Origin of the sequence: Ascidiaceihabitans donghaensis (assembly GCF_900302465.1) — a bacterium.
GTDB lineage: Bacteria > Pseudomonadota > Alphaproteobacteria > Rhodobacterales > Rhodobacteraceae > Ascidiaceihabitans > Ascidiaceihabitans donghaensis.
In genome coordinates this window covers 888,387-910,537 of sequence record NZ_OMOR01000001.1, presented here as the reverse complement: position 1 = coordinate 910,537, position 22,151 = coordinate 888,387, and the positions used below count along the sequence as shown (strand labels likewise).

Here is a 22,151-nt window from a genome sequence, read left to right as displayed (position 1 = left end):
CCCGCGAGTCTAGGGACATAGAGGCAGTGATAGCGGTTTTCGCACAGTTTACTTGGTGCCAAACATCCGATCGCCGGCGTCCCCCAACCCCGGCACGATGTAGCCCACGTCATTCAAACGCTCATCCACCGCGGCTGTGACAATCGGGACGTCGGGATGTGCCTCTTTCATACGGGCAATGCCTTCAGGGGCTGCAAGAAGGCACAAGAACCGGATGTTGGTGGCACCAGACTGTTTCAAAAGGTCTATGGCTGCGACAGAACTGTTTCCCGTCGCCAGCATTGGGTCAACGGCAATCACCAAACGGTCCTCCATCGCATCGGGAACCTTAAAATAATACTGCACAGGTTGCAGGGTTTCTTCGTCGCGGTACAAACCAACAAAGCCAACGCGTGCTGACGGAATAAGCTCAAGGACACCATCGAGCAAACCGTTACCCGCACGCAATATCGAAATCAAAGCCAGTTTTTTACCATCTAAAGTCGGCGCGTCCATGGCCTGCATCGGTGTGTCGATACGCTTGGTTGTCATGGGCAATCCACGTGTCACTTCGTAGGCCAAAAGCTGCGAAATCTCACGCAGCAACTGGCGAAACACAGCAGTCGGGGTTTGCTTGTCGCGCATAATCGTCAACTTGTGTTGAACAAGCGGGTGATCGACAACGGTAAGATGGTCAGACATGGTTTGGCTCCTTATGCAAAGCCGTTGTGCCAAGTCGCCGCGCGACACACAAGACACTTCCATACTTCTTCTTTTCGCGACAAATATCCTGGGGGTTGGGGGCAACGCCCCCATTTAATTTTTGGTGTGCGCCTATCAGGCGCTCATTCAGGCAACACCCAAATGATCCGCGACCAGATCCGCCACATCAACAAAGCCTATATGGCCCAATTCACGCGGTCCGAAACCATGCACCAGAACCGGCACGCGTTCGCGGGTGTGATCTGTTCCCGGCCAAGTTGGGTCGTTGCCATGGTCAGCTGTCACAATCAAAATGTCATCTGGCCGCAACTTGGGCAAAAGCTGCCCAAGGGCCAAATCAAACCATTCAAGATGGCGGGCGTAACCCGCAACATCACGGCGATGCCCAAACAAACTGTCGAATTCAACGAAATTGGCAAAGGTCAAACTGCCATCACACGCCTCGCCAACCAGATCAGTCAAATGCTGCATCAGGGTTGCGTCACTGCCTTTGCGCACCTCATCAAAACCCTGCATCGAAAAAATGTCACCGACCTTGCCGACGCCGTACACTTTATGACCGGCGTTCTGAACCCGATTGGTCAAAATGGGACCTGGCGGCACAATCGCAAAGTCACGCCGATTCTGAGTACGCTCGAACGCACCGGCTTGCCCTACAAAAGGCCGCGCAATCACACGGCCCACTTTCATTTCGTGCAACACAGGGGCCACGCGGGCGCAAAGATCCAACAGCCGGTCCAACCCGAAATGGTCTTCATGCGCCGCAATTTGGAACACGCTATCTGCACTGGTGTAGCAAATCGGCTGTCCGCTTTGAATGTGGGCCGCGCCATATTGCTCCAGAACTCGCGTGCCTGACCCATGCGCGTTGCACAAAATGCCATCTACGCCAGCGATGTCGCACACAGCCTGCGTGACATGATGCGGAAACGCCGGGGATGTGTCCGGAAAGTAATGCCAATCCCAAGGCACAGGCAATCCGGCCAGTTCCCAATGCCCCGATGGCGTGTCTTTGCCATTTGATGTCTCCGTGGCAGCGCCCCACGCCCCAACCGGCTTGCAGCCCAACCCAGATGCGGACAAACCGGATGCCAAGGTCACGGCTGCTCCTAAACCTAAAGCATCCAGACAAGGCACGTGCAAAGGACCGCTACGCCCCACATCGGCATCACCTTGCGCACAGTCTTGCGCGATATGGCCCACGGTGTTCGCGCCTGTGTCCGGCAGATCGCCATTAAAAAATGCACCCGCGTCAGGCGCACCACCGATACCAACGGAATCGATCACCACCAGAAACGCGCGTGCCATCAGCCGATACGCTCTTGGATCAGTTCGGGAACGACTGCAGGTTTCGGCCCTATTTCGATCGCTTTGCGCAACGCATGTTCGGCGGCATCCGCTTGATCCGAACGGCCTGCGTGGACCACGCCCAAAGGTTGCCCGCGTGTCACTTTTGCGCCCAAGCGAATGACATCCGAAAACCCGACGGCCCAGTTGACCTTGTCGGTTTCCACTCGGCGACCGCCCCCCAAGGCCACAACAGCGTGGCCCAAACCTTCAGCGTCCATCCCGCTCACATATCCGTTTTGTTTGGCGGTGACTTCGCGGATCACTGTGGCTTCAGGCAGGAAACGCGCCCAATTTTCAGTGAACTGCACGGGTCCTCCCATAGAGGCCACCATTTGGCCGAACCGTTCAGCGGCACGACCATCCCGAATGGCCACGACAATAGCCTCTGCACCAGATTGCACGTCGCGGGCCAGCTTGGCATTGGCCAGCAAAACCCCACCCAAAGCCGCACAAACATCCACAATTGGCCCCTGCCCTTTGCCGCAGGTCAAGATGCGCATAATTTCCGCAACCTCCAAGGCATTGCCCAATGAGGGCACCAAAGGTTGGCTCATATCGCTGATGATGGCGGTTGTTCGACAGCCCGCGGCATTCGCTGTTTTGGTCAGAGCTTCGGCCAACTCGCGGGCCTGCCCGATGTCCTTCATAAAGGCACCTGACCCCGTCTTGACGTCCAAAACCAGACCATCCAGCCCAGCCGCCAGTTTTTTGGACAAGATCGATGCCGTGATCAAATCCATGCTTTCAACGGTGGCTGTCACATCGCGCACAGCATAAAGCCGTTTGTCGGCCGGGGCGATATCAGCAGTGGCACCGACAATGGCGCAGCCGGCTTTGGTGACAGTTTCACGAAAACGTCGTTCAGACAGTTGGGTGCTGAGGCCGGGGATGGCCTCAAGCTTGTCCAGTGTACCGCCGGTGTGGCCCAAACCGCGGCCAGAAATCATCGGCACAAATGCACCACAAGCTGCCAAAGCAGGCGCCAGAACCAAGCTGACGCAATCGCCCACGCCGCCTGTGGAATGCTTGTCCAAAACTGGACCATTCAGATCCCAAGACAACACATCGCCGCTGTCGCGCATTGCCATCGTCAAGGCAACACGCCCCACATCGCCCAAACCGTTCAAGCAGACCGCCATAGCAAAGGCACCAGCCTGTGCATCACTGACCGTTCCATCCGCCAAGCCCTGCGCAAACCACGCCATAGCGTCGCGGTTGGGGGTCTGGCGTTGACGCAGTTTTGCAATCACGCTTTGCGCGGAAAAATCACTCATTGTTTTACTCTTCCATATGCGACGCGGAAAAGGTGCCTGGCAACAGCTCGGCCAAGGTCATGACCTGTTCCACACCTTGCGTGGTTGCCATTGTAACCGGCACCGCGCCATCCCCGAATTCAGCTAGCTTCTGACGACACCCACCACATGGCGTCACGGGCAACGCAGCCCCTGCGATCACGTAAGCCTCTGATATTGCGGTCTCACCTGCCGCGACCATCGCAGCGATTGCACCGGCTTCCGCGCAGGTGCCTTCAGGATAGGCCACGTTTTCTACATTGCAGCCCACATAAATTGCGCCAGAAGCGGACCGGATTGCGGCCCCGACCTTGAATTGCGAATAAGGCGCGTGTGCGTTCAGCCGAACAGCTTTTGCAGCTTCCCTTAACGACATCTTCACCCCCAGTGCGCCCAAAACCATTGATCCGTATTCATGTGCCTATGGCATCCGATTTGCAAGAGGACGCCTGCTTGAATTGCGCAAATCCCCAAGGCGTCAGGCAATTGACTGCACCGGTTTTGCCATTATCCTACGGTCGTCGAAAAAACACCCGGCAATGACACTTCAAGCAGCTCCAGATCGTCTGACGCATCCACAAGGCGCGTGCGCATGCCCGGCGGCACGACAAACGCGTCCCCCGGCTCCAACATGTACGGATCGCGCCCTTCGCCTTCCAGCGTCACGCGTCCTTCCATGACAAAGGTGAACAAAATGTCGCTGGCGTGGTGGGACCATGGAACATCGCCCGTCGCCAAACGCACCACATGAACGCCCGCAACCCCTTGGGTATGATCGGCAATTTCAGTGTCTCGGCTTTGAAGTCCCGGAACACGAAACGGTGCCCATGTGGCATCTTCCGCTTTGTGATGCACAAACCGTTGCCCCTGAAACACACGGGTCGGATTGGCCGGACCGTTGGGCAATTCCATCTCATGGTCGATGCTTGTGACGTGTTCGGCGGGCACACCAATTTCGATCACTTCGATGTTATCGGACGCAAACAAAACACGGTGACGGATTTCAGGGGGCTGGATCACACAATTGCCGGCATGTAACCGAAACGGTTCACCTTGGTCTTCGTACACAAGATCCACCCATCCGCGGTAACAGAAAATTAACTGAAAACCGACCGTATGGTAGTGCACCATGTCCGGCACCGGACCTCCATCAGGAATACGAATATGCGACGCAATGATAGAGCCGCCCAATCGGTCGGGGATCAAATCACGGTAGTGCATGCCCGCGCGTCCGATCACCCATGGCGCTTGATCCGCCAAACGGCGCACCACAAAGGAATGCACAGTTTGCGGCAACACCAGCGGCGGGTGCAATTCTGTTATCTCAACCGCGGTGCCGCCCGGACTGGTCAATTGCGTCTCACCCGCTGCGAAACCGGCAACATCGTCGGTTCGTATCATCATCCGACCCGCACTGGCCGTCAGCCCCGCGTCCAAACGAACAGCCACACCGTGACCGGAAAACACAGCCACGCTTGGGTCGTCTGCCGGATAAATCATATCCATTTGCATCCCCAAACTCTTGGTGAAAAAGGCGATATCACCGCGCAAGTCGGTTGTGGGCAAACACAGTTCTGCATGTATCATTGTCATGGCACCGACATTGCGCGACGGCGTGCGCCGACGCAACCATCGTTACCGATTTTTGCGTTGAAATCAAAGTAGGTTGGCCCCGCCACAAAAATAGTTTAATACTAAACTAAATCCCAAACACCCCGGAGACCCCGATGAGCGACACGCCAAATCTACGCCAAGCCGCACTGGATTATCACGAATTTCCGCGCCCCGGGAAGCTTGAGATCAGGGCAACCAAACCCTTGGCAAATGGCCGCGATCTGGCACGTGCCTATTCCCCGGGCGTGGCAGAAGCCTGTCTTGAAATCAAAGAAGACCCCGCCAACGCAGCCCGCTACACATCACGTGGCAATCTGGTTGCGGTGGTGTCCAATGGAACGGCTGTTTTAGGATTGGGCAACATCGGCGCGCTTGCCTCCAAGCCCGTGATGGAAGGCAAGGCGGTTTTATTCAAAAAATTCGCCGCCATTGATTGCTTTGACATTGAGGTGGATGAAACCGACCCCGAAAAGCTGGCCGACATCGTCTGTGCGCTTGAACCATCTTTTGGCGCGATCAATCTGGAAGACATCAAAGCCCCCGATTGTTTCATCGTCGAAAAACTGTGCCGCGAACGCATGGGCATCCCAGTCTTCCATGACGATCAACACGGCACAGCCATCGTGGTCGGCGCGGCAGCGACCAACGCGTTGCACGTTGCGGGCAAAAAATTTGAGGACATAAAAATCGTGTCCACAGGCGGGGGCGCCGCTGGCATCGCATGCCTGAACATGTTGCTCAAGCTTGGCGTCAAACGCGAAAATGTCTGGCTGTGTGACATTCATGGCCTTGTATACGAGGGGCGCGAAATCGACATGAACCCTGCAAAGTCGGAATTCGCGCAAGCCACCGACAAACGCACATTGGATGACGTTATTGCAGGGGCAGACATGTTTCTTGGCCTGTCCGGCCCCGGCGTTCTCAAACCGGAACACGTCGCGCAAATGACAGCGCAACCCATCGTGTTTGCCCTTGCCAACCCGACCCCTGAAATCCTGCCCGATGATGCCCGTGCCGTGGCCCCTGATGCTATTATCGCTACAGGCCGCAGTGATTTCCCCAACCAAGTCAACAACGTACTGTGCTTTCCTTTCATCTTCCGCGGCGCGTTGGACGTTGGCGCAACAACCATCAACGACGAGATGCAACTGGCCTGCATCGAAGGGATCGCAGCACTGGCGCGCGAAACGACATCGGCCGAAGCTGCAGCGGCTTACCGCGGCGAACAACTGACCTTTGGGCCGGATTACCTGATCCCGAAACCCTTTGACCCGCGTCTTGTGGGCATTGTCAGCTCTGCCGTCGCGAAGGCCGCAATGGAAACCGGAGTGGCGCAGCGCCCCATCGGCGACCTGGAAGCCTACAAAGAAAAACTGGACGGTTCTGTTTTCAAGTCAGCCCTTTTGATGCGCCCTGTTTTTGAGGCCGCCCGCGCCAAGTCGCGCCGCATCGTGTTTGCAGAAGGCGAAGATGAACGCGTTTTGCGCGCAGCCCAAGCGATGCTGGAAGAAACCACCGAGCGCCCCATCCTGATCGGCCGTCCCGACGTCATTGAAAAGCGCATCGAACGCGCAGGGCTGACCTTTAAACTGAACGAACATGTTGATCTGGTGAACCCGGAAAACGACCCGCGCTACCGCGATTATTGGGGCACCTATCACAGCCTGATGTCGCGCCGGGGTGTCACGCCGGATTTGGCCCGCGCCGTTATGCGCACCAACACCACAGCCATTGGCGCAGTCATGGTGCAACGCGACGAAGCCGACAGTCTGATTTGTGGCACTTTTGGCGAATTCCGCTGGCATATGAATTATCTGACCCAAATTTTAGGGCGCAAAGGGCTGCATCCTGTGGGTGCCTTGTCGATGATGATCCTGGAAGACGGGCCACTGTTTATCGCCGATACCCATGTGCACATGGAACCGTCCGCGTCCGAGCTTGCAGAAATCGTCGAAGGTGCGGCCCGCCACGTGCGTCGCTTCGGGCTGGAACCGCGCATCGCCTTGTGCACGCAATCCCAATTTGGCAACCAGCCGGGTGGATCAGGTGCCCGTATGCGCGAAGCCATCGCCCATCTGGACGCAAGCCCGCGTGACTTCTGCTATGAAGGTGAAATGAACATCGACACCGCACTGGACCCCGAATTGCGTCAGCGCATCATGCCGGACGGTCGCATGGATGGCGCGGCCAACGTTCTTGTTTTTGCCAACGCGGATGCGGCGTCAGGAGTGCGTAACATTTTGAAAATGAAAGGGGGCGGGCTTGAGGTTGGTCCAATCCTGATGGGCATGGGCAATCGTGCGCACATTGTTTCCCCTTCGATTACGGCACGCGGTTTGTTGAACATGTCCGCGATCGCAGGCACCCCTGTCGCCCATTACGGGTAAGGCGTCGGCCACTTGGTGCTGCGTTGTTAAACTAGTTTTCAAACCGACCCCTGCGGTTTGAAAACTCCTTCACTCCAAAATGCCCCTGTTAGCGCAACAGGCTTGCTCCGCCCTTGCGCCCCTCTTAACACTGCACGAATTAAGTGGAGGAGGAACACAATGGGTTATCACGCGGAATATACAGCGTCTTTACAAGATCCCGAAAGTTATTGGCTGAAGGCTGCCGAGGCCATCGACTGGGATGTGGCTCCGACACAGGCGCTGTTTGATCGTGGCGACCACATCTATGAGTGGTTTGCGGATACGCGTGTGAACACCTGCTACAATGCTGTGGACCGCCATGTTGAAAACGGGCGCGCAGACCAAGCAGCCATTATCTACGACAGCCCGATCACGGGCCGCAAATCCACCACCACCTACGCAGAATTGCAAACACGGGTCGCAGCCCTTGCAGGTGGCCTTGCCGCAAAAGGTGTCACCAAAGGCGACCGCGTCATCATCTACATGCCCATGGTGCCCGAAGCGCTGGAAGCCATGTTGGCTTGCGCCCGCATCGGTGCGGTGCATTCGGTGGTTTTTGGCGGGTTTGCTGCCAATGAACTGGCTGTGCGTATCGACGACTGCACCCCGAAAGCGATCATTGCCGCCTCCTGCGGTCTGGAACCAAACCGCGTTGTGGCTTACAAACCCCTGATTGATGGCGCGATTGAATTGGCCGACCATACGCCCGAATTTACTGTGATTTTGCAACGTGAAGAAAACCCATGCGAATTGGGCGTAAATGACGTCGATTGGTATGATTTCCAGCAAGGCACCACCCCCGCGCCTTGTGTCCCGGTCGAAGGCACCCACCCTGCCTACATCCTTTATACGTCCGGCACGACAGGCGCACCGAAAGGGGTCGTGCGTCCGACCGCAGGCCATCTTGTGGCGCTGAACTGGACAATGAAGAACATCTACGACGTGGATCCCGGTGACGTGTTTTGGGCGGCATCCGATGTGGGCTGGGTCGTGGGGCACAGCTACATCTGCTACGCCCCCCTGATCGCGGGCAACACCACCGTGGTGTTTGAAGGCAAACCGGTTGGCACACCCGATGCCTCCACGTTCTGGCGGGTCATTTCCGAACACAACGTCCGCAGCTTCTTCACCGCCCCCACAGCCATTCGTGCCGTCAAACGGGATGATCCCGAAGGCAAACTGGCAGCCAATTTCGACCTGTCCGGCTTGCGCGCCCTGTACCTTGCAGGAGAACGCGCGGACCCCGATACAATCGAATGGGCACAGGAATTGCTGGGAAAACCCGTCTATGACCACTGGTGGCAAACCGAAACCGGCTACACCATCGCGGGCAATCCCGCCGGATTGGAAGCTTTGCCTGTAAAAATCGGATCGCCCACAGTGCCAATGCCCGGCTATGACGTGCAAATTTTGGATGACGCAGGCCACCCGTTGCCGGCGGGCGAATTGGGCGCAATTGTGGTGAAACTTCCATTGCCCCCCGGCACATTGCCCACGCTTTGGAACGCGCCTGAGCGTTTCAAGAAAAGCTACCTGCACGCCTTCCCCGGCTACTATGAAACGGGTGACGCAGGCATGATCGACGACGACGGCTACCTGTATATTATGGCGCGGACTGATGATGTGATCAACGTGGCCGGACACCGTCTGTCCACAGGCGGCATGGAAGAAGTCCTTGCAGGTCATAAAGATGTTGCCGAATGTGCAGTGATCGGGGTCACAGACCAGCTGAAGGGGCAAATGCCCGTTGGGTTCTTGTGCCTGAACACCGCATCCAAACGCGATCACGCAGAGGTTGTGGCTGAGTGTGTCAAACGCGTCCGGGATCAGATCGGACCAGTGGCCGCCTTCAAATTGGCAGTGGTTGTCGACCGGTTGCCCAAAACGCGGTCAGGCAAAATCCTGCGCGGCACCATGGTGAATATTGCGGACAATACACCCTTTAAAATGCCCGCGACCATCGACGACCCTGCCATTCTGGACGAGATCAAAGTGGCACTGCAATCCATCGGTTACGCCGCGGGCTGACGTCCAAAACGCATCGGGTCGGCGCTGCCCAGCGCCAACCCGTCCACCACCGCGGTAAAGGCGTCGCGGTAATCCAGTTCAGCCTTTGGGCATGCTTCGGCCAAAGCGTTTTGCACCGGGCGCAACAGGCTTGAGCCACCGACAAACACAACGCGCACGATGTCTTCAGGCATACACCCTGCCATGGTTAATGTATCCAACGCACCTTGCTTGATGTCTGCGACCTCTTTGGCCAACGACGTCTGCATTCCGGTTTGCGTCAATGGTGCACCAAGCCCTTTCTCGACAATGCTTAGATTGATCTGGGCATCTTCTTCGTTGGACCGGATCTTGCCCGCTTCCACAGCGAATGCGACTTCATGGCCAAGCTCCATATCCAGCACTTCGAACAACCGCTCCATCGGCTTTGGCTCAACCGCCAAACGCATCATCTTGGCCACATCACGTTTGACATCACCGGCATACAGGAACGGAATTTGCTCCCATGTTGCCAGCTTTTGAAACAGCGAATTGGGCGTCGCCATTGCGCCTTTACCCATCTCGTTGCGGATCAAAGCCCCTTTACCGAGCAGCGGCATGACGTGGTCCAGACTAAGGCGTTTATCAAAGTTCGTTCCGCCCATGCGGATACCCGAATTGGCCAGAACCTCGATACCGTCTGACATGCGGAATACGCAAAAATCCGAAGTACCACCGCCAATATCCACAATCAACGACAGGCCCGGCCCGCGCGGCACGCCTGACGCCAAAGCCGCCGCTTCCGGTTCAACCAAGAACCGCAGATCCTTGAAACCCGCTCGCATGTAACACTCAACCAGATCCGCCTCTGCACGCGCATTCCGGTCCGCGTCCGCCGAATGGAACCGCACAGGGCGCCCCGACAGCGCATAATCAAAGGTCTGGTGGCATTGCGCTTCCGCACGGGATTTCACCTGGCTCAGAAAGGCGCCAATGATATCGTAGAAATTCATCTTCTCGCCAAGGAACATGCGCATTTCACCCATCAATGATGTGCCTAAAACGCTTTTAAGCGCCCGCATGTACCGACCTTCTTCGCCCGCGATCAACGCGCGATTGGCAGCTGACCCCATGGACATCTGCGATGCCCCCACACCGAAAAACACCGATGTTGGCAGCGTCGGCGCCCCTTGTTCTATCGGGATCAAATAGGGTTTGCCTGCGACAGCCACCCCCGCTGCAGAGTTCGAGGTGCCAAAGTCGATGCCTAGCGTTTTACCTGCCCAGTCGTGCGCCATGCCCAATCATCCCCGCTTAGAAAGGCTGTGCGCATACCCCAACCCTGTTCCGATCTCAACCCGGCACGTCATTAAATGGATGTTCACCTAATTGCTTCAAAACTCAGTCAGGGAGCGGGCATGCCGAAAGGAATGCAACCAATGCAACAAGACGCAAAGCTATTTCAAAACGATGCGCAACACCGGGTTCAGAACCGCGTGATTGCCTTGCGATATGAAACAACCATACGGCAGCGTACGTTTCGCATGACAACGCTTTGGCTGGCGTTTTGCGCGACCCTGATCATCAGCATGAGCGCGGCACTTAGTTTTGCCATCTAATCCAGCGCGGTGATGCCCGCCAGATAGTTGTTTGAATAGTCGACTTCCAGCTCGATCCAGACGGGCAAATGGTCCGACATTTCATGCGTCCGCCAACTGGTATACTCACGCGCCCAATTGGAATAGGGTTTCCCTGTGTTCGGCGTCTCGCGAATATCCATCGCAACCTGTTCATAATCCGCGACCTCATCTTCACGAAACACGGCCTCTTGCCACTTGATGACACCATGCCCCAGCATGTGCGAAACGTGGGACGGACCGGCAAAGGCGATCTGATCGTAGTGTTTGGTGCCGCCCAAAGACGTGGGCCCGATGTCAGGCACTTCAAAACCGTTGTCCGTCAACGCTTTGAAACTGGCATCCTCGCGTTTGTCGATGTTCATGTCCCCTAGAAATATCTGGACATCACCGGTGTCTTTTGCCCGATCTGCCAGAATGCTGGCAACAGCCCCGATTTCATCTTCGCGCAGCGGACGCCCGTCTTCTTCTTTGAAAACGATATGGGCAGAACACAAAGTGAATTTGAACCAGCCTGCCTGAAACGCCGCAAAAAAAGGTGTTCGCGCCAGTTGTTCGTCGTTGGGCAGCGCATCTTTAGGCAACACCAGCTCACCAATCAAATTGCGGAACCGGACAGTGTTTCGGTTGTATAAAAATGCCATGCGTTCATGGTTGCCGCGCCCCGCGCCCGAGCTGTCGTTGACAAAGTAATCCCAGTTGGGGCCCAGAAGACGCATCAACTTTTCCACAGCTTCAAGATCTTTAACTTCCTGAACAGCACACACATCAAAGTGGTCAATGATTTCCGCAATGTAGTGATAGCTTTCATGCAGACGTTTTCGCCCACCATCAAAATGACGGATGTTCCACGACCCGATGATCAATGAATTGGGCCGACGTTTTGATGTGATCTGACCATTCAGCATCGCACGCAAACGCAACAGACGATGCGCAATCCAACCAGCTTGCCCCGGCACCTGACAGCCCCTGGGATAAACATTTTCATTTTTCAAAGACCCGTAGAAAGCCATAAAACCACCCCCTTAAATTCGACCAAGGATAACGGGAAATAAGCGCGGCACACAGTCAGGAATGTATGACCTTCTTTTTTTCCCCAAAATTCCGAGGGAAACCGCGGTTCGCGGTTGGGGGCAGAGCCCCTTGGAAATCAATCGCGTGGCGCAACCGCCTTTGGATCGCGTTCACCGGGTTCCGGTGTCAAATCATATGGTTTTGCAATGTCCCAAACATGCCGCGGCACCATATTCTTCATCTTCGCGGGCATGGTCCGGCGCAAATGCAAGATCGTCTCAGCGGCTTTCATTTCAAGCCGGGCGCGTGCGAATTCCAACCCCCGTGGCCCAAACCGCGGTTGCAACCAGCTGACAATTGGACGGACCCAGTTTGGCATACGCCGCAAAGGCAGCCCGCCTGCGGCCAGCGCCGTATTCGCAATGAAACCCTTCACAGCCCCGGCGCGTTTGCCTGCAGAACCGACAGGCCCCAATATGACGTCGCGCCCCAGACCGCCCAAAATTTCTGCACCACGGTCGTTGCGCACAATCACCCATTGATCACCCTCACCCCCCATATATCCCACGGTGACATCAGACAGCGCGTTGGTGTAGTCCACACAGGTTTTGCAGGTCATCGGGAAAAAATCTTTTGGCAGGTCGCTGATCGGAAGGCTTAGAAAAGGGATCAGGCGCACGCGACCATCGCCATAGCGCAATTCCACCTTATAATCGGCGCGAAATTCCAGATAAGTTATCGTTTCCGGATCCTCATCCAAAAGCGCTAAAAAGCTGTGGAAGTTCTCGGTGGTGGTGTTGTCAGAACACGGTGTTCCAATCACATAAATCCGTTCAAACCCAAGATCGGCCTCCAAAGCACGAAGCGCGTAAATCTGGCATGGGATACCGACCACACAAAGGCGCGAATACCCCCGCGCCTGCGCCTCTTCCAGCAAGGCAAGCAGCGGCGCGTACCCCATCCGCATACCGCGGGCCTGCGCCATGTTCTGCGCATCTGTGATCAATGTCGGGCGGGGCTTCCATACATCTTCGGGGTCCGGCACAACACACAGCACCGCATCGACTTTGCCCTTGTCCAGCAAATCCGCAGCCAAAGAGGTAGTGATCCCTGTCCACTGGGCCCCCGTCTTGGGGGTCGCCATCCGGGCTTTGTACATTGCTTTGAAGGCGCCAAAGTACATCTCGTCGCCAATGCCTCGAACGCGCCCGTGAATTTGGGCTTCCAAAGCTGGATAATCAGGTTGGATAAACTGACATGCCCGCCCACACATGGACGGGTCTTTCATGCGCGATACACCACAATCCGTGCACAGACTGCGGGGGGCGGGATCGCGCAAATCCATCAGTTGAATTGCTCTGAGATCAGGCGCTCTTCCAGCCCGTGCCCGGGATCAAACAGAATACGGTGTGTCACAGCGGGGTTCGACCGGATCACAACGGACACAATATTTTTGAAAGATCGCGAATCCGCTTCCGCCATCACAGGGCGTTTTTCCGGCTCTGACACATCAAAGCGCACGGTGGCGGTTTTGGGCAACAATGCCCCACGCCACCGGCGCGGGCGAAAAGCGGCCACAGCGGTCAATGCCAAAACATCCGAACCAATGGGCAAAACGGGACCGTGCGCGGAATAATTGTAGGCCGTGGACCCCGCAGGGGTTGCGACCAGCGCCCCGTCACACACCAGTTCTTCCATGCGCAACCGCCCGTCCACAGTGATACGCAGCTTGGCCGCTTGCGCACTGGCGCGCAGCAGCGACACTTCGTTGATGGCCAGCGCTTTGTGGGTTTTGCCGCTTGCGTCGACCGCATCCATAGACAGCGGGTTGAGGGCGGCAACCTCGGCGGAATGAAGGCGATCAATCAGATTGCTTTCATTGTATTCATTCATCAAAAAGCCGATGGTGCCACGGTTCATCCCGTAGACGGCCGCCGGCAGCTTTTCGGTGAAATGCAGCGTTTGCAGCATAAAGCCGTCGCCGCCCAAGGCCACGATCACATCCGCCTCTTCCAAGGGGACATCACCGTACCGGCCAATCAATGCGGCCCGCGCCGTTTGCGCCACAGGTGTGGTGCTGGCCGTAAAGGCGATTTTCATTGTGCAGGCTCCATTCCCATAAGGTCCGCAGGTTTCCGATGGCGGCCGTTCTGCGCCAAAAGAAACACATTATTTCGCGCACCACCAGCATTGGCGCAATTTAACCGCGCAGCGTCGCTTTACCTTCTTTGAGAAATGTGTTGTTTCCGATACGAAACAGCACAATTCAATCAGCCAAACCGGAGCTTGCCTTATGAACGCGCCTCACAATAATGATGGTTTTTTCACACAATCCCTCGCGGATCGCGACCCTGAGCTGTTCGGTTCGATCACCTCTGAACTTGGCCGCCAACGCGACGAGATTGAACTGATCGCATCCGAGAACATTGTCTCTGCCGCCGTGATGGAAGCGCAAGGCTCTGTCATGACCAACAAATACGCAGAAGGCTATCCGGGGCGCCGCTACTATGGTGGCTGCCAATACGTCGATATTGCGGAAAATCTCGCGATTGAACGCGCCAAACAGCTGTTTGGCTGCGACTTTGCGAACGTGCAACCTAACTCCGGGTCCCAAGCCAACCAGGGCGTTTTTCAGGCTTTGCTAAAGCCTGGCGACACTATTTTGGGCATGTCTTTGGATGCGGGTGGCCACCTGACACACGGTGCGGCCCCCAACCAGTCCGGAAAATGGTTCAATGCAGTGCAATACGGTGTACGCCGCGAAGACAACCTTCTGGACTATGATCAGGTTGAGGCGCTCGCCAAAGAGCACAAACCGCAAATGATCATTGCAGGCGGCTCTGCCATTCCGCGTCAAATCGATTTCAAACGCATGCGCGAAATCGCCGACATGGTAGGCGCGTACTTGCATGTGGACATGGCCCACTTTGCCGGGCTTGTGGCTGCAGGTGAACATCCGTCGCCTTTCCCCCACGCCCATGTCGCAACAACCACCACGCATAAAACCCTGCGCGGACCCCGTGGCGGCATGATCGTGACCAACGACGAAGCACTGGCCAAGAAATTCAACTCTGCGATCTTCCCCGGCATTCAGGGTGGTCCTTTGATGCATGTGATCGCCGCCAAAGCTGTGGCCTTCGGGGAAGCACTGCGCCCCGAATTCAAAACCTACATCCAGCAAGTGATCAAAAACGCGCAAGCCATGTCGGATCAACTGATCAAAGGTGGCTTGGATACTGTGACACACGGCACCGACACCCATGTGATGCTGGTGGATCTGCGCCCCAAAGGGGTCAAGGGCAACGCCACTGAAAAAGCTTTGGGACGTGCGCATATCACTTGCAACAAAAATGGCGTGCCGTTCGACGACGAAAAACCCACGATCACATCCGGTATCCGGCTTGGATCACCCGCCGGTACAACACGCGGGTTCGGAGAAGACGAGTTCCGCCAGATCGCGGACTGGATCAACGAGGTGGTCGACGGATTGGCGGCGAACGGCGAAGATGGCAACGGCGCAGTCGAAGCCAAAGTCAAAGCAGAAGTAGCAGCCATGTGCGCCCGCTTCCCGCTGTACCCGAACCTTTAAGACGGCTTCCAAGCGATCCACTGGGATGTAAGGTGCACCTTGGTGCACCACACATGCAAAAAAGGCGGGCCTCGGCCCGCCTTACTCGTTACTGTACACTCGTTACGCCATCCGGGTCTGATTTAGGCCTTCGGATCACTCACAAACTCTTCCAACAACCGTTCGTTCTTTGCGTCTTCGATTTGACGAATGCGGTCAGCGCTGGATCGCTGGTCAAAGCGATATTTCACAACGTTGATCAAGCTGATGGTCAAAAGCACGATGCCCATGCCCCAGTAGCCTTTGGTCGAAAGCGGCACATCCGTGGACATCCACAAGGAAATCGCCAGCAAAGCGTACGCCAAAAGCACGCCAGCCACATTGATGGTCAGGATCATGCCGTTATCTGAATTTTCATTGTACATTGTCGTTCTCCTAAATTGTTTTGAAGATGTGCCGGGGCTTGGGGGCGGGCACAGGTAAAAAGAAGGGATTTATGTGGTGCTGAAACGCTTTAGCACGTCTGCTGCTGTGGTTTTGCTGGCGGTGCCAAAACCCGCGGCGGCCATGCGGTCCGCAACACCCTCGTGGGACAGGTCCTGATCAATTTCATTCAATATCTCGCGTTGCTCAAGCGGGTCATCACGACCCAGAACGGATTTGATCAGTGCATCTGCCTCATCTATGGCGCTGTCTTGGGTCAAAGTGCGCCCCAATCGAGATTGAACATCGTGTTCGCGCTTCACAGCTTTTGCGGCAATCGCACCTTGTTTAAGGTCAATGATCCGGCGATTTGCGGTTTCAACCGAAGCACGCAGACGCAAAATGCGGCTTTCGAGACGACTAAGCGTTTCGCGGCGGACTTCAATTTCGTTTTCCATGTCTGCAACGGCTTGGGCGGCTTGGGCGGCCATGTCTTCGCGTCCCCCCGCCATAGCCTCTCCGGCACGGGCCATCAAATCAGTGACGCGGGTGTTCAGCGTTGCGATCAGTCGCTCTTCGGAACGGGCGCGTTGGATAAGACCGGCCAATGCGTATTTTGCAGATTTGAGACCGTCCTGAGCTTCGCGGATTTTCTGTTCGATCAATTCTATCGAATAGACTTGGCGTACATGTTCTTCGGCCCGGGCGTTTGCGCCGATCATCAGTGTTTTCAAAGTTCCAAACATTTGCTTTCCTTTTCGTGAACGCTGTTCATGAATTGGTATATGGCAACTTTTGAACGATGTTCAAGACAAAATGTGAACAATGTTCAAAAAAATTTGAAACCGGCTACCCGACTTGGTTCAAAACCTGGGCAATCATCATCTCTATCTGATCGCGCGGCACAGCCGATATGCGGTTTTGCAGCCCCAGCAACACAATTCCATGCACCGAAGAAAACAAAGCGCGCACCATCAGATCAAGTTCTGCTTCTGGCAAATCCGGAAACAACTGCGCCAAAGGCACCGCAATATGCGCAAAAAGCTGACCAAGTTCAGCCAAATACCAATCAGGTACCTGACTTTCGACAGACATGTCCAAATCAAACAACGCCCGCCATAAATGCGTATTGTCTACAGCAAACCCCAGATAGGCTTTGGACATTGCGATCAACTGCGCATTGGGTGACTGCCCCTGCGCCTGCTCAACAGCCGCCGTCACATCCGCGCCCAGCGCATGGAACGTCCGCCCGTTCACCGCCATCACCAACGCATTGATATCGTCGAATACATTGTAGATGGCACCCAAAGCACACTCCGCCTGTCGCGCAATGTCACGTGCTTTCAAAGATGCCAACCCACCAGATACAATCTGGTTCTGCGCCACATCTATCAATGTGACACGCAGCTTTTCTTTGCGCTCTTGAACCTTGCCCGCCATGTGAAGCCTCATAAAACTTGAACAGGGTTCACCCTATAGCTTGCCTGTCCACCACAGCCAAACAACAAATGCCGCAACAATTATAAGAAGCTTGGCTGCAATATCCCCCAACAACGCCAAACGCCGACCGCGCCTTACGTCTTCAGGATCAATCTTTGCCAAATAGGCAGAAATTGCATCATGGGCGTGTGATACAGCATCCATATCAACACGCCGCATCAGCTTCGGATTTCCACCAAGTTTCTGCGCTTCTACAATAATCTGCGCCTGAACATGCAATTTGCGCGGCAAACGGCGCCCTGCCTTCGACAAGGCACGCGGAAAATCCCGCGCCTTGAAGCGGAACTTCTGCGCAAGCATCGCCCGCAAGCGTTCTGCCATATCGCTGATATCTTCTGCCGTTGTCATAACCTTGTATTACAACCCCTGCACGGCTGGCACAATCGCACACAATCCGATAACCAGATGACATGCTCAATTTCATCGACATTGGCACCGACTCAGCCTCGGCGCCCGCCCTTCTGATCGCCCACGGGCTGTACGGATCTGCCCGCAATTGGGGTGTCATTTCGAAACGTCTGTCTGATACGCGCCGCGTGATTACAGTAGACATGCGCAATCACGGTGACAGCCCGCATTTTCCAACCAACAGCTATGAAGATATGGCTCAGGACCTGGCCGGCGTGATTGAACATATCGGCGGCCCCGTTGATCTGTTGGGGCACTCTATGGGTGGCAAAACGGCAATGACCCTGGCGCTGACCCAGCCCGAACTGCTGCGCAGTCTGATCGTGGCCGATATCGCCCCTGTCAGCTACACCCATTCCCAATTGCCTAATATACTGGCCATGAAATCTGTTGATCTGACAGCGATCACGCGCCGCTCTGATGCGGGGGCGCAACTGGCGACAGCGGGCGTCGATCCCGCCGTACAGCCCTTTTTGTTGCAATCGCTGGATGTGAAGGCAAAACGGTGGAAGCTGAACCTGGACGTGCTTGAAGCCGAAATGCCCAAAATCATGTCCTTTCCCTCGCTTCAATCCACCTGCGAGCAGCCGACATTGTTTCTGAGCGGGGCAACATCGGACTATGTCAAACGCGAAGACCGCAACCACATTAAATTGTTGTTCCCAAAAGCGCGTTTTGCCAAAATACCGGACGCAGGGCATTGGTTGCATGCCGAACAACCCCGCGCCTTCGAAGCGGCCGTGCGGACGTACCTCGATGCGGTGCAAAACGCCTAAATCAGATTGAGGCGATTCACCTCTTGCACCTAGGCGCTCCATGCCTATAACCCACGACAATTTGCACATCATCGGGGGTCCAGAACCATGCCAAAGAGAACCGACATCAAGTCGATCATGATCATTGGTGCAGGTCCTATTGTCATCGGACAGGCCTGCGAATTTGACTACTCCGGCGCACAGGCCTGCAAGGCGTTGCGCGAAGAAGGGTATCGGATCATTCTGGTCAACTCGAACCCCGCGACGATCATGACTGACCCCGGCATGGCGGACGCCACCTACATTGAGCCGATCACGCCCGAAGTCGTCGCCAAGATCATCGAAAAAGAACGCCCCGACGCGCTGCTGCCCACCATGGGCGGGCAGACCGGTTTGAACACGTCCCTCGCCCTTGAAGAAATGGGCGTTCTGGACAAATACAACGTCGAAATGATCGGCGCAAAACGCGAAGCCATTGAAATGGCAGAAGATCGCAAGCTGTTCCGCGAAGCCATGGACCGCCTTGGCATCGAAAACCCGCGTGCGGCCATTGTTACGGCCCCTAAAGATGCGGACGGCAAAAAGGACCTTGTTGCCGGTGTTCAGCTTGCCGTTGACGTTTTGGAAGAAGTGGGTTTGCCGGCCATCATCCGCCCCGCCTTTACCATGGGCGGTACCGGCGGCGGCATTGCCTACAACCGCGACGATTATGAACACTTCTGCCGGTCTGGCATGGATGCGTCACCCGTGGGCCAGATCCTTGTCGACGAATCCCTGATCGGCTGGAAAGAGTTCGAAATGGAAGTCGTGCGCGACACCGCCGACAACGCCATCATCGTCTGCTCTATCGAGAATGTGGACCCCATGGGGGTGCACACAGGTGATTCTATCACCGTGGCCCCAGCGTTGACCCTCACCGACAAAGAATACCAAATCATGCGCAACCACTCGATCGCTGTTCTGCGCGAAATTGGCGTGGAAACCGGCGGATCGAATGTGCAGTGGTCCGTGAACCCTGCTGACGGGCGTATGGTTGTGATCGAAATGAACCCCCGCGTGTCGCGGTCCTCTGCGCTGGCGTCCAAGGCAACGGGTTTCCCCATCGCCAAGATCGCCGCAAAGCTGGCTGTTGGCTACACGCTGGACGAATTGGACAACGACATCACTGGCGTTACACCTGCGTCTTTTGAGCCGACAATCGACTACGTTGTCACCAAGATCCCGAAATTCGCATTTGAGAAATTCCCCGGCTCCGAACCCTATCTGACAACGGCCATGAAATCTGTGGGCGAAGCGATGGCCATCGGCCGCACCATCCACGAATCCTTGCAAAAGGCCTTGGCCTCCATGGAATCGGGCCTGACCGGCTTTGACGACATCGACATCCCCGGCGCACCGGACAAGGCCGCCGTGACAAACGCCATCGCGCAAGTCACCCCCGACCGCATGCGCACCATCGCGCAAGCCATGCGCCACGGGCTGACCAACGATGAAATCTTTGCCGTCACCAAATTTGATCCATGGTTCCTCGACCGCATCCGCGAAATCGTCGACGCCGAAGCCGAAGTGATCAAAAACGGCCTGCCCGTCACCGAAGACGGCCTGCGTGCGCTCAAAATGATGGGGTTCACCGACGCCCGCCTTGGGCATCTGACCGGTCGCGACGAAACGAACGTGCGCAAAGCCCGCCAAAACCTTGGCGTTGTGGCCTGTTTCAAACGCATCGACACCTGCGCGGCAGAATTTGAAGCCCAGACACCTTATATGTATTCCACCTACGAAGCTCCGATGATGGGCGAGGTTGAATGCGAAGCGCGTCCCTCGGATCGCAAAAAGGTCGTTATCCTTGGCGGTGGCCCTAACCGGATTGGGCAAGGGATCGAGTTCGACTATTGCTGCTGCCACGCCTGCTACGCGCTCACGGATGCGGGCTATGAGACGATCATGGTCAACTGCAACCCCGAAACCGTATCCACAGACTACGACACCTCGGATCGCCTCTATTTTGAGCCGCTGACCTTCGAACACGTTATGGAAATCCTACGCGTTGAACAGGACAACGGCACCCTGCACGGCGTCATCGTGCAATTTGGTGGCCAGACACCTTTGAAAATCGCCCAGGCGCTAAACGATGAAGGCATCCCGATCCTCGGCACCACACCGGACGCGATTGATCTGGCGGAAGACCGCGAACGCTTTCAAGAGCTGGTGCAAAACCTTGGGCTAAAACAGCCGCACAACGGCTTGGCGCATTCAGACGACGAAGCGCTGGAAATCGCTGGCGACATCGGATTTCCGCTGGTGATCCGCCCCTCGTACGTTTTGGGGGGCCGCGCCATGGAAATCGTGCGCGATCAAGCCCAGCTGGAACGCTACATCTCAGAGGCAGTTGTGGTGTCTGGCGATAGCCCCGTTCTGCTCGACAGCTACCTTGCAGGGGCCGTAGAGCTGGACGTGGACGCAATTTGTGACGGCACAGACGTGCATGTGGCCGGCATCATGCAGCACATCGAAGAGGCAGGCGTGCATTCGGGCGACAGCGCCTGTTCCCTGCCCCCCTATTCTTTGTCCCGCGAAATCATCGCAGAAATCGAGAAACAAACCCACGCGCTGGCGCATGGTCTGAAGGTTGTCGGATTGATGAACATCCAGTTCGCGATCAAAGCCGATTCTTCCGGAACGGATGAGATCTTCCTGATCGAGGTCAACCCACGCGCGTCGCGCACCGTGCCCTTTGTGGCCAAAGCGACCGATTCGGCGATTGCTTCTATCGCCGCGCGGGTCATGGCGGGTGAACCCCTGTCGAACTTCCCGATGCGTCCCCCCTACGATGCAGACGCAGGCTACGACGATGTTCTGCCTTTGGGCGATCCGATGACATTGGCTGATCCGAACATGCCGTGGTTCTCGGTAAAAGAGGCTGTGCTGCCATTCGCCCGTTTCCCGGGCGTCGACACCATCCTTGGGCCAGAAATGCGGTCGACCGGAGAAGTCATGGGATGGGACCGCACCTTCCCACGCGCCTTTTTGAAAGCCCAAATGGGCGCAGGCATGGTATTGCCACGTTCAGGCTGCGTGTTCATTTCCATCAAGGATTCCGACAAAACTGCCGATATGTTGGATGGCGCCCGTGTGTTGACCGATCTTGGCTTCACCTTCGTGGGCACGCGCGGCACATCGGCATGGTTGGTTGAAAACGGCGTGTCCTGTGATGTGGTGAACAAAGTCTATGAAGGGCGCCCCGACATCACGGACATGATGAAAGACGGCGGTGTGCAGCTGGTTATGAACACCACAGAAGGCGCACAGGCGGTTGAAGATTCCAGATCAATCCGTTCCATCGCGCTGTACGACAAGATCCCGTATTATACGACGGCGGCCGCCAGCTACGCTGCCGCGCTTGCAATCAAAGAACAGGCCGAAGGCGACGTAGTGGTCAAGTCACTGCAGGGTTAGAAACTGCTTCACAGGGCACTTTTCGGCCCGAACGCAAT

The 22,151-nt window shown here is 56.1% G+C and carries 19 protein-coding genes; 6 read left to right on the top strand and 13 right to left on the bottom strand.

The annotated features are described in order from the left end of the window. Positions 1-48 precede the first annotated feature (48 nt). From upp to ASD8599_RS04510, 5 genes are all read right to left on the bottom strand, one after another. Positions 49-681 (bottom strand): uracil phosphoribosyltransferase, encoded by a 633-nt coding sequence (upp, locus tag ASD8599_RS04530; RefSeq protein ID WP_108827435.1) that lies wholly within the window; start codon positions 679-681, stop codon positions 49-51. A 147-nt stretch (positions 682-828) separates the two neighbouring features. Then, on the bottom strand, positions 829-2,010 hold the full coding sequence (locus ASD8599_RS04525) for a phosphopentomutase (protein ID WP_108827434.1): 1,182 nt from the start codon (positions 2,008-2,010) through the stop codon (positions 829-831). After that, positions 2,010-3,326 carry a thymidine phosphorylase gene (locus tag ASD8599_RS04520; RefSeq protein WP_108827433.1) on the bottom strand — a complete coding sequence of 439 codons (1,317 nt, stop codon included), beginning with the start codon at positions 3,324-3,326 and terminating at the stop codon, positions 2,010-2,012. Before ASD8599_RS04520 ends, ASD8599_RS04525 begins: the two co-directional genes overlap by 1 nt. A 4-nt stretch (positions 3,327-3,330) precedes the next feature. After that, positions 3,331-3,720, bottom strand: a complete 390-nt coding sequence (locus ASD8599_RS04515; protein WP_108830001.1) for a cytidine deaminase — start codon at positions 3,718-3,720, stop codon at positions 3,331-3,333. Between the two features lie 131 nt (positions 3,721-3,851). Next, positions 3,852-4,937, bottom strand: a complete 1,086-nt coding sequence (locus ASD8599_RS04510) for a cupin domain-containing protein (protein WP_108827432.1) — start codon at positions 4,935-4,937, stop codon at positions 3,852-3,854. Between the two features lie 134 nt (positions 4,938-5,071). Here ASD8599_RS04510 and ASD8599_RS04505 point away from each other — a divergent pair, with 134 nt between their 5' ends. After that, positions 5,072-7,345, top strand: a complete 2,274-nt coding sequence (locus ASD8599_RS04505; RefSeq protein WP_108827431.1) for an NADP-dependent malic enzyme — start codon at positions 5,072-5,074, stop codon at positions 7,343-7,345. A 159-nt stretch (positions 7,346-7,504) separates the two neighbouring features. Next, on the top strand, positions 7,505-9,394 hold the full coding sequence (locus ASD8599_RS04500) for an AMP-binding protein (protein ID WP_108827430.1): 1,890 nt from the start codon (positions 7,505-7,507) through the stop codon (positions 9,392-9,394). Here ASD8599_RS04500 and ASD8599_RS04495 read toward each other — a convergent pair. After that, complete coding sequence (locus ASD8599_RS04495; protein WP_108827429.1) at positions 9,379-10,650, bottom strand: Hsp70 family protein; 1,272 nt, start codon at positions 10,648-10,650, stop codon at positions 9,379-9,381. The two genes, ASD8599_RS04500 and ASD8599_RS04495, sit on opposite strands and share 16 nt — an antisense overlap. A gap of 141 nt (positions 10,651-10,791) precedes the next feature. On the opposite strand from ASD8599_RS04495, the gene ASD8599_RS04490 reads away from it, so the two are divergent. After that, positions 10,792-10,971 carry a hypothetical protein gene (locus tag ASD8599_RS04490; RefSeq protein ID WP_108827428.1) on the top strand — a complete coding sequence of 60 codons (180 nt, stop codon included), beginning with the start codon at positions 10,792-10,794 and terminating at the stop codon, positions 10,969-10,971. Here the strand turns inward: ASD8599_RS04490 and ASD8599_RS04485 are convergent. The 3 genes from ASD8599_RS04485 to ASD8599_RS04475 all read right to left on the bottom strand — a co-directional run bounded on the left by ASD8599_RS04485 (position 10,968) and on the right by ASD8599_RS04475 (position 14,103). Continuing rightward, complete coding sequence (locus tag ASD8599_RS04485) at positions 10,968-12,002, bottom strand: endonuclease/exonuclease/phosphatase family protein (RefSeq protein ID WP_108827427.1); 1,035 nt, start codon at positions 12,000-12,002, stop codon at positions 10,968-10,970. The genes ASD8599_RS04490 and ASD8599_RS04485 overlap by 4 nt on opposite strands. 137 nt (positions 12,003-12,139) lie before the next feature. Further along, on the bottom strand, positions 12,140-13,348 hold the full coding sequence (locus ASD8599_RS04480) for a Coenzyme F420 hydrogenase/dehydrogenase, beta subunit C-terminal domain (RefSeq protein WP_108827426.1): 1,209 nt from the start codon (positions 13,346-13,348) through the stop codon (positions 12,140-12,142). Beyond that, positions 13,348-14,103, bottom strand: coding sequence for an NAD kinase (locus tag ASD8599_RS04475; protein WP_108827425.1), 756 nt, complete (start codon positions 14,101-14,103; stop codon positions 13,348-13,350). Before ASD8599_RS04475 ends, ASD8599_RS04480 begins: the two co-directional genes overlap by 1 nt. Positions 14,104-14,296: 193 nt before the next feature. Between ASD8599_RS04475 and glyA the strand changes: the two genes are divergently transcribed. After that, positions 14,297-15,592 carry a serine hydroxymethyltransferase gene (gene glyA, locus ASD8599_RS04470; protein ID WP_108827424.1) on the top strand — a complete coding sequence of 432 codons (1,296 nt, stop codon included), beginning with the start codon at positions 14,297-14,299 and terminating at the stop codon, positions 15,590-15,592. Between the two features lie 122 nt (positions 15,593-15,714). On the opposite strand, the gene ASD8599_RS04465 is transcribed toward glyA, so the two are convergent. From ASD8599_RS04465 to ASD8599_RS04450, 4 genes are all read right to left on the bottom strand, one after another. Then, entirely contained in the window at positions 15,715-15,996 is a 282-nt protein-coding gene (locus ASD8599_RS04465; protein ID WP_108827423.1) for a YiaA/YiaB family inner membrane protein, read from the bottom strand. A gap of 69 nt (positions 15,997-16,065) precedes the next feature. Further along, the gene (locus ASD8599_RS04460; RefSeq protein WP_108827422.1) at positions 16,066-16,740 is read right to left on the bottom strand and encodes a PspA/IM30 family protein; all 675 of its coding nucleotides are present in this window, start codon (positions 16,738-16,740) and stop codon (positions 16,066-16,068) included. Positions 16,741-16,843: 103 nt separating this feature from the next. Further along, positions 16,844-17,434 (bottom strand): TetR/AcrR family transcriptional regulator, encoded by a 591-nt coding sequence (locus ASD8599_RS04455; protein WP_108827421.1) that lies wholly within the window; start codon positions 17,432-17,434, stop codon positions 16,844-16,846. Between the two features lie 33 nt (positions 17,435-17,467). Then, the gene (locus ASD8599_RS04450) at positions 17,468-17,842 is read right to left on the bottom strand and encodes a hypothetical protein (RefSeq protein WP_108827420.1); all 375 of its coding nucleotides are present in this window, start codon (positions 17,840-17,842) and stop codon (positions 17,468-17,470) included. Between the two features lie 62 nt (positions 17,843-17,904). Between ASD8599_RS04450 and ASD8599_RS04445 the strand changes: the two genes are divergently transcribed. Both ASD8599_RS04445 and carB read left to right on the top strand, forming a co-directional pair. Beyond that, positions 17,905-18,678, top strand: a complete 774-nt coding sequence (locus ASD8599_RS04445) for an alpha/beta fold hydrolase (RefSeq protein ID WP_108827419.1) — start codon at positions 17,905-17,907, stop codon at positions 18,676-18,678. A gap of 87 nt (positions 18,679-18,765) precedes the next feature. Then, the gene (carB, locus tag ASD8599_RS04440; protein WP_108827418.1) at positions 18,766-22,113 is read left to right on the top strand and encodes a carbamoyl-phosphate synthase large subunit; all 3,348 of its coding nucleotides are present in this window, start codon (positions 18,766-18,768) and stop codon (positions 22,111-22,113) included. Positions 22,114-22,151: the final 38 nt, after the last annotated feature.

Excerpts from the sequence above, each read along its gene's own strand:
- ASD8599_RS04510 (WP_108827432.1), bottom strand. The coding sequence starts at position 4,937 with ATGACAATGATACATGCAGAACTGTGTTTGCCCACAACCGACTTGCGC.
- ASD8599_RS04455 (WP_108827421.1), bottom strand. The coding sequence starts at position 17,434 with ATGGCGGGCAAGGTTCAAGAGCGCAAAGAAAAGCTGCGTGTCACATTG.
- ASD8599_RS04445 (WP_108827419.1), top strand. The coding sequence starts at position 17,905 with ATGCTCAATTTCATCGACATTGGCACCGACTCAGCCTCGGCGCCCGCC.
- carB (WP_108827418.1), top strand. The coding sequence starts at position 18,766 with ATGCCAAAGAGAACCGACATCAAGTCGATCATGATCATTGGTGCAGGT.
- ASD8599_RS04475 (WP_108827425.1), bottom strand. The coding sequence starts at position 14,103 with ATGAAAATCGCCTTTACGGCCAGCACCACACCTGTGGCGCAAACGGCG.
- ASD8599_RS04515 (WP_108830001.1), bottom strand. The coding sequence starts at position 3,720 with ATGTCGTTAAGGGAAGCTGCAAAAGCTGTTCGGCTGAACGCACACGCG.
- ASD8599_RS04525 (WP_108827434.1), bottom strand. The coding sequence starts at position 2,010 with ATGGCACGCGCGTTTCTGGTGGTGATCGATTCCGTTGGTATCGGTGGT.
- ASD8599_RS04450 (WP_108827420.1), bottom strand. The coding sequence starts at position 17,842 with ATGACAACGGCAGAAGATATCAGCGATATGGCAGAACGCTTGCGGGCG.
- ASD8599_RS04460 (WP_108827422.1), bottom strand. The coding sequence starts at position 16,740 with ATGTTTGGAACTTTGAAAACACTGATGATCGGCGCAAACGCCCGGGCC.
- glyA (WP_108827424.1), top strand. The coding sequence starts at position 14,297 with ATGAACGCGCCTCACAATAATGATGGTTTTTTCACACAATCCCTCGCG.
- ASD8599_RS04485 (WP_108827427.1), bottom strand. The coding sequence starts at position 12,002 with ATGGCTTTCTACGGGTCTTTGAAAAATGAAAATGTTTATCCCAGGGGC.
- upp (WP_108827435.1), bottom strand. The coding sequence starts at position 681 with ATGTCTGACCATCTTACCGTTGTCGATCACCCGCTTGTTCAACACAAG.
- ASD8599_RS04505 (WP_108827431.1), top strand. The coding sequence starts at position 5,072 with ATGAGCGACACGCCAAATCTACGCCAAGCCGCACTGGATTATCACGAA.
- ASD8599_RS04500 (WP_108827430.1), top strand. The coding sequence starts at position 7,505 with ATGGGTTATCACGCGGAATATACAGCGTCTTTACAAGATCCCGAAAGT.
- ASD8599_RS04465 (WP_108827423.1), bottom strand. The coding sequence starts at position 15,996 with ATGTACAATGAAAATTCAGATAACGGCATGATCCTGACCATCAATGTG.
- ASD8599_RS04490 (WP_108827428.1), top strand. The coding sequence starts at position 10,792 with ATGCAACAAGACGCAAAGCTATTTCAAAACGATGCGCAACACCGGGTT.
- ASD8599_RS04480 (WP_108827426.1), bottom strand. The coding sequence starts at position 13,348 with ATGGATTTGCGCGATCCCGCCCCCCGCAGTCTGTGCACGGATTGTGGT.
- ASD8599_RS04495 (WP_108827429.1), bottom strand. The coding sequence starts at position 10,650 with ATGGCGCACGACTGGGCAGGTAAAACGCTAGGCATCGACTTTGGCACC.
- ASD8599_RS04520 (WP_108827433.1), bottom strand. The coding sequence starts at position 3,326 with ATGAGTGATTTTTCCGCGCAAAGCGTGATTGCAAAACTGCGTCAACGC.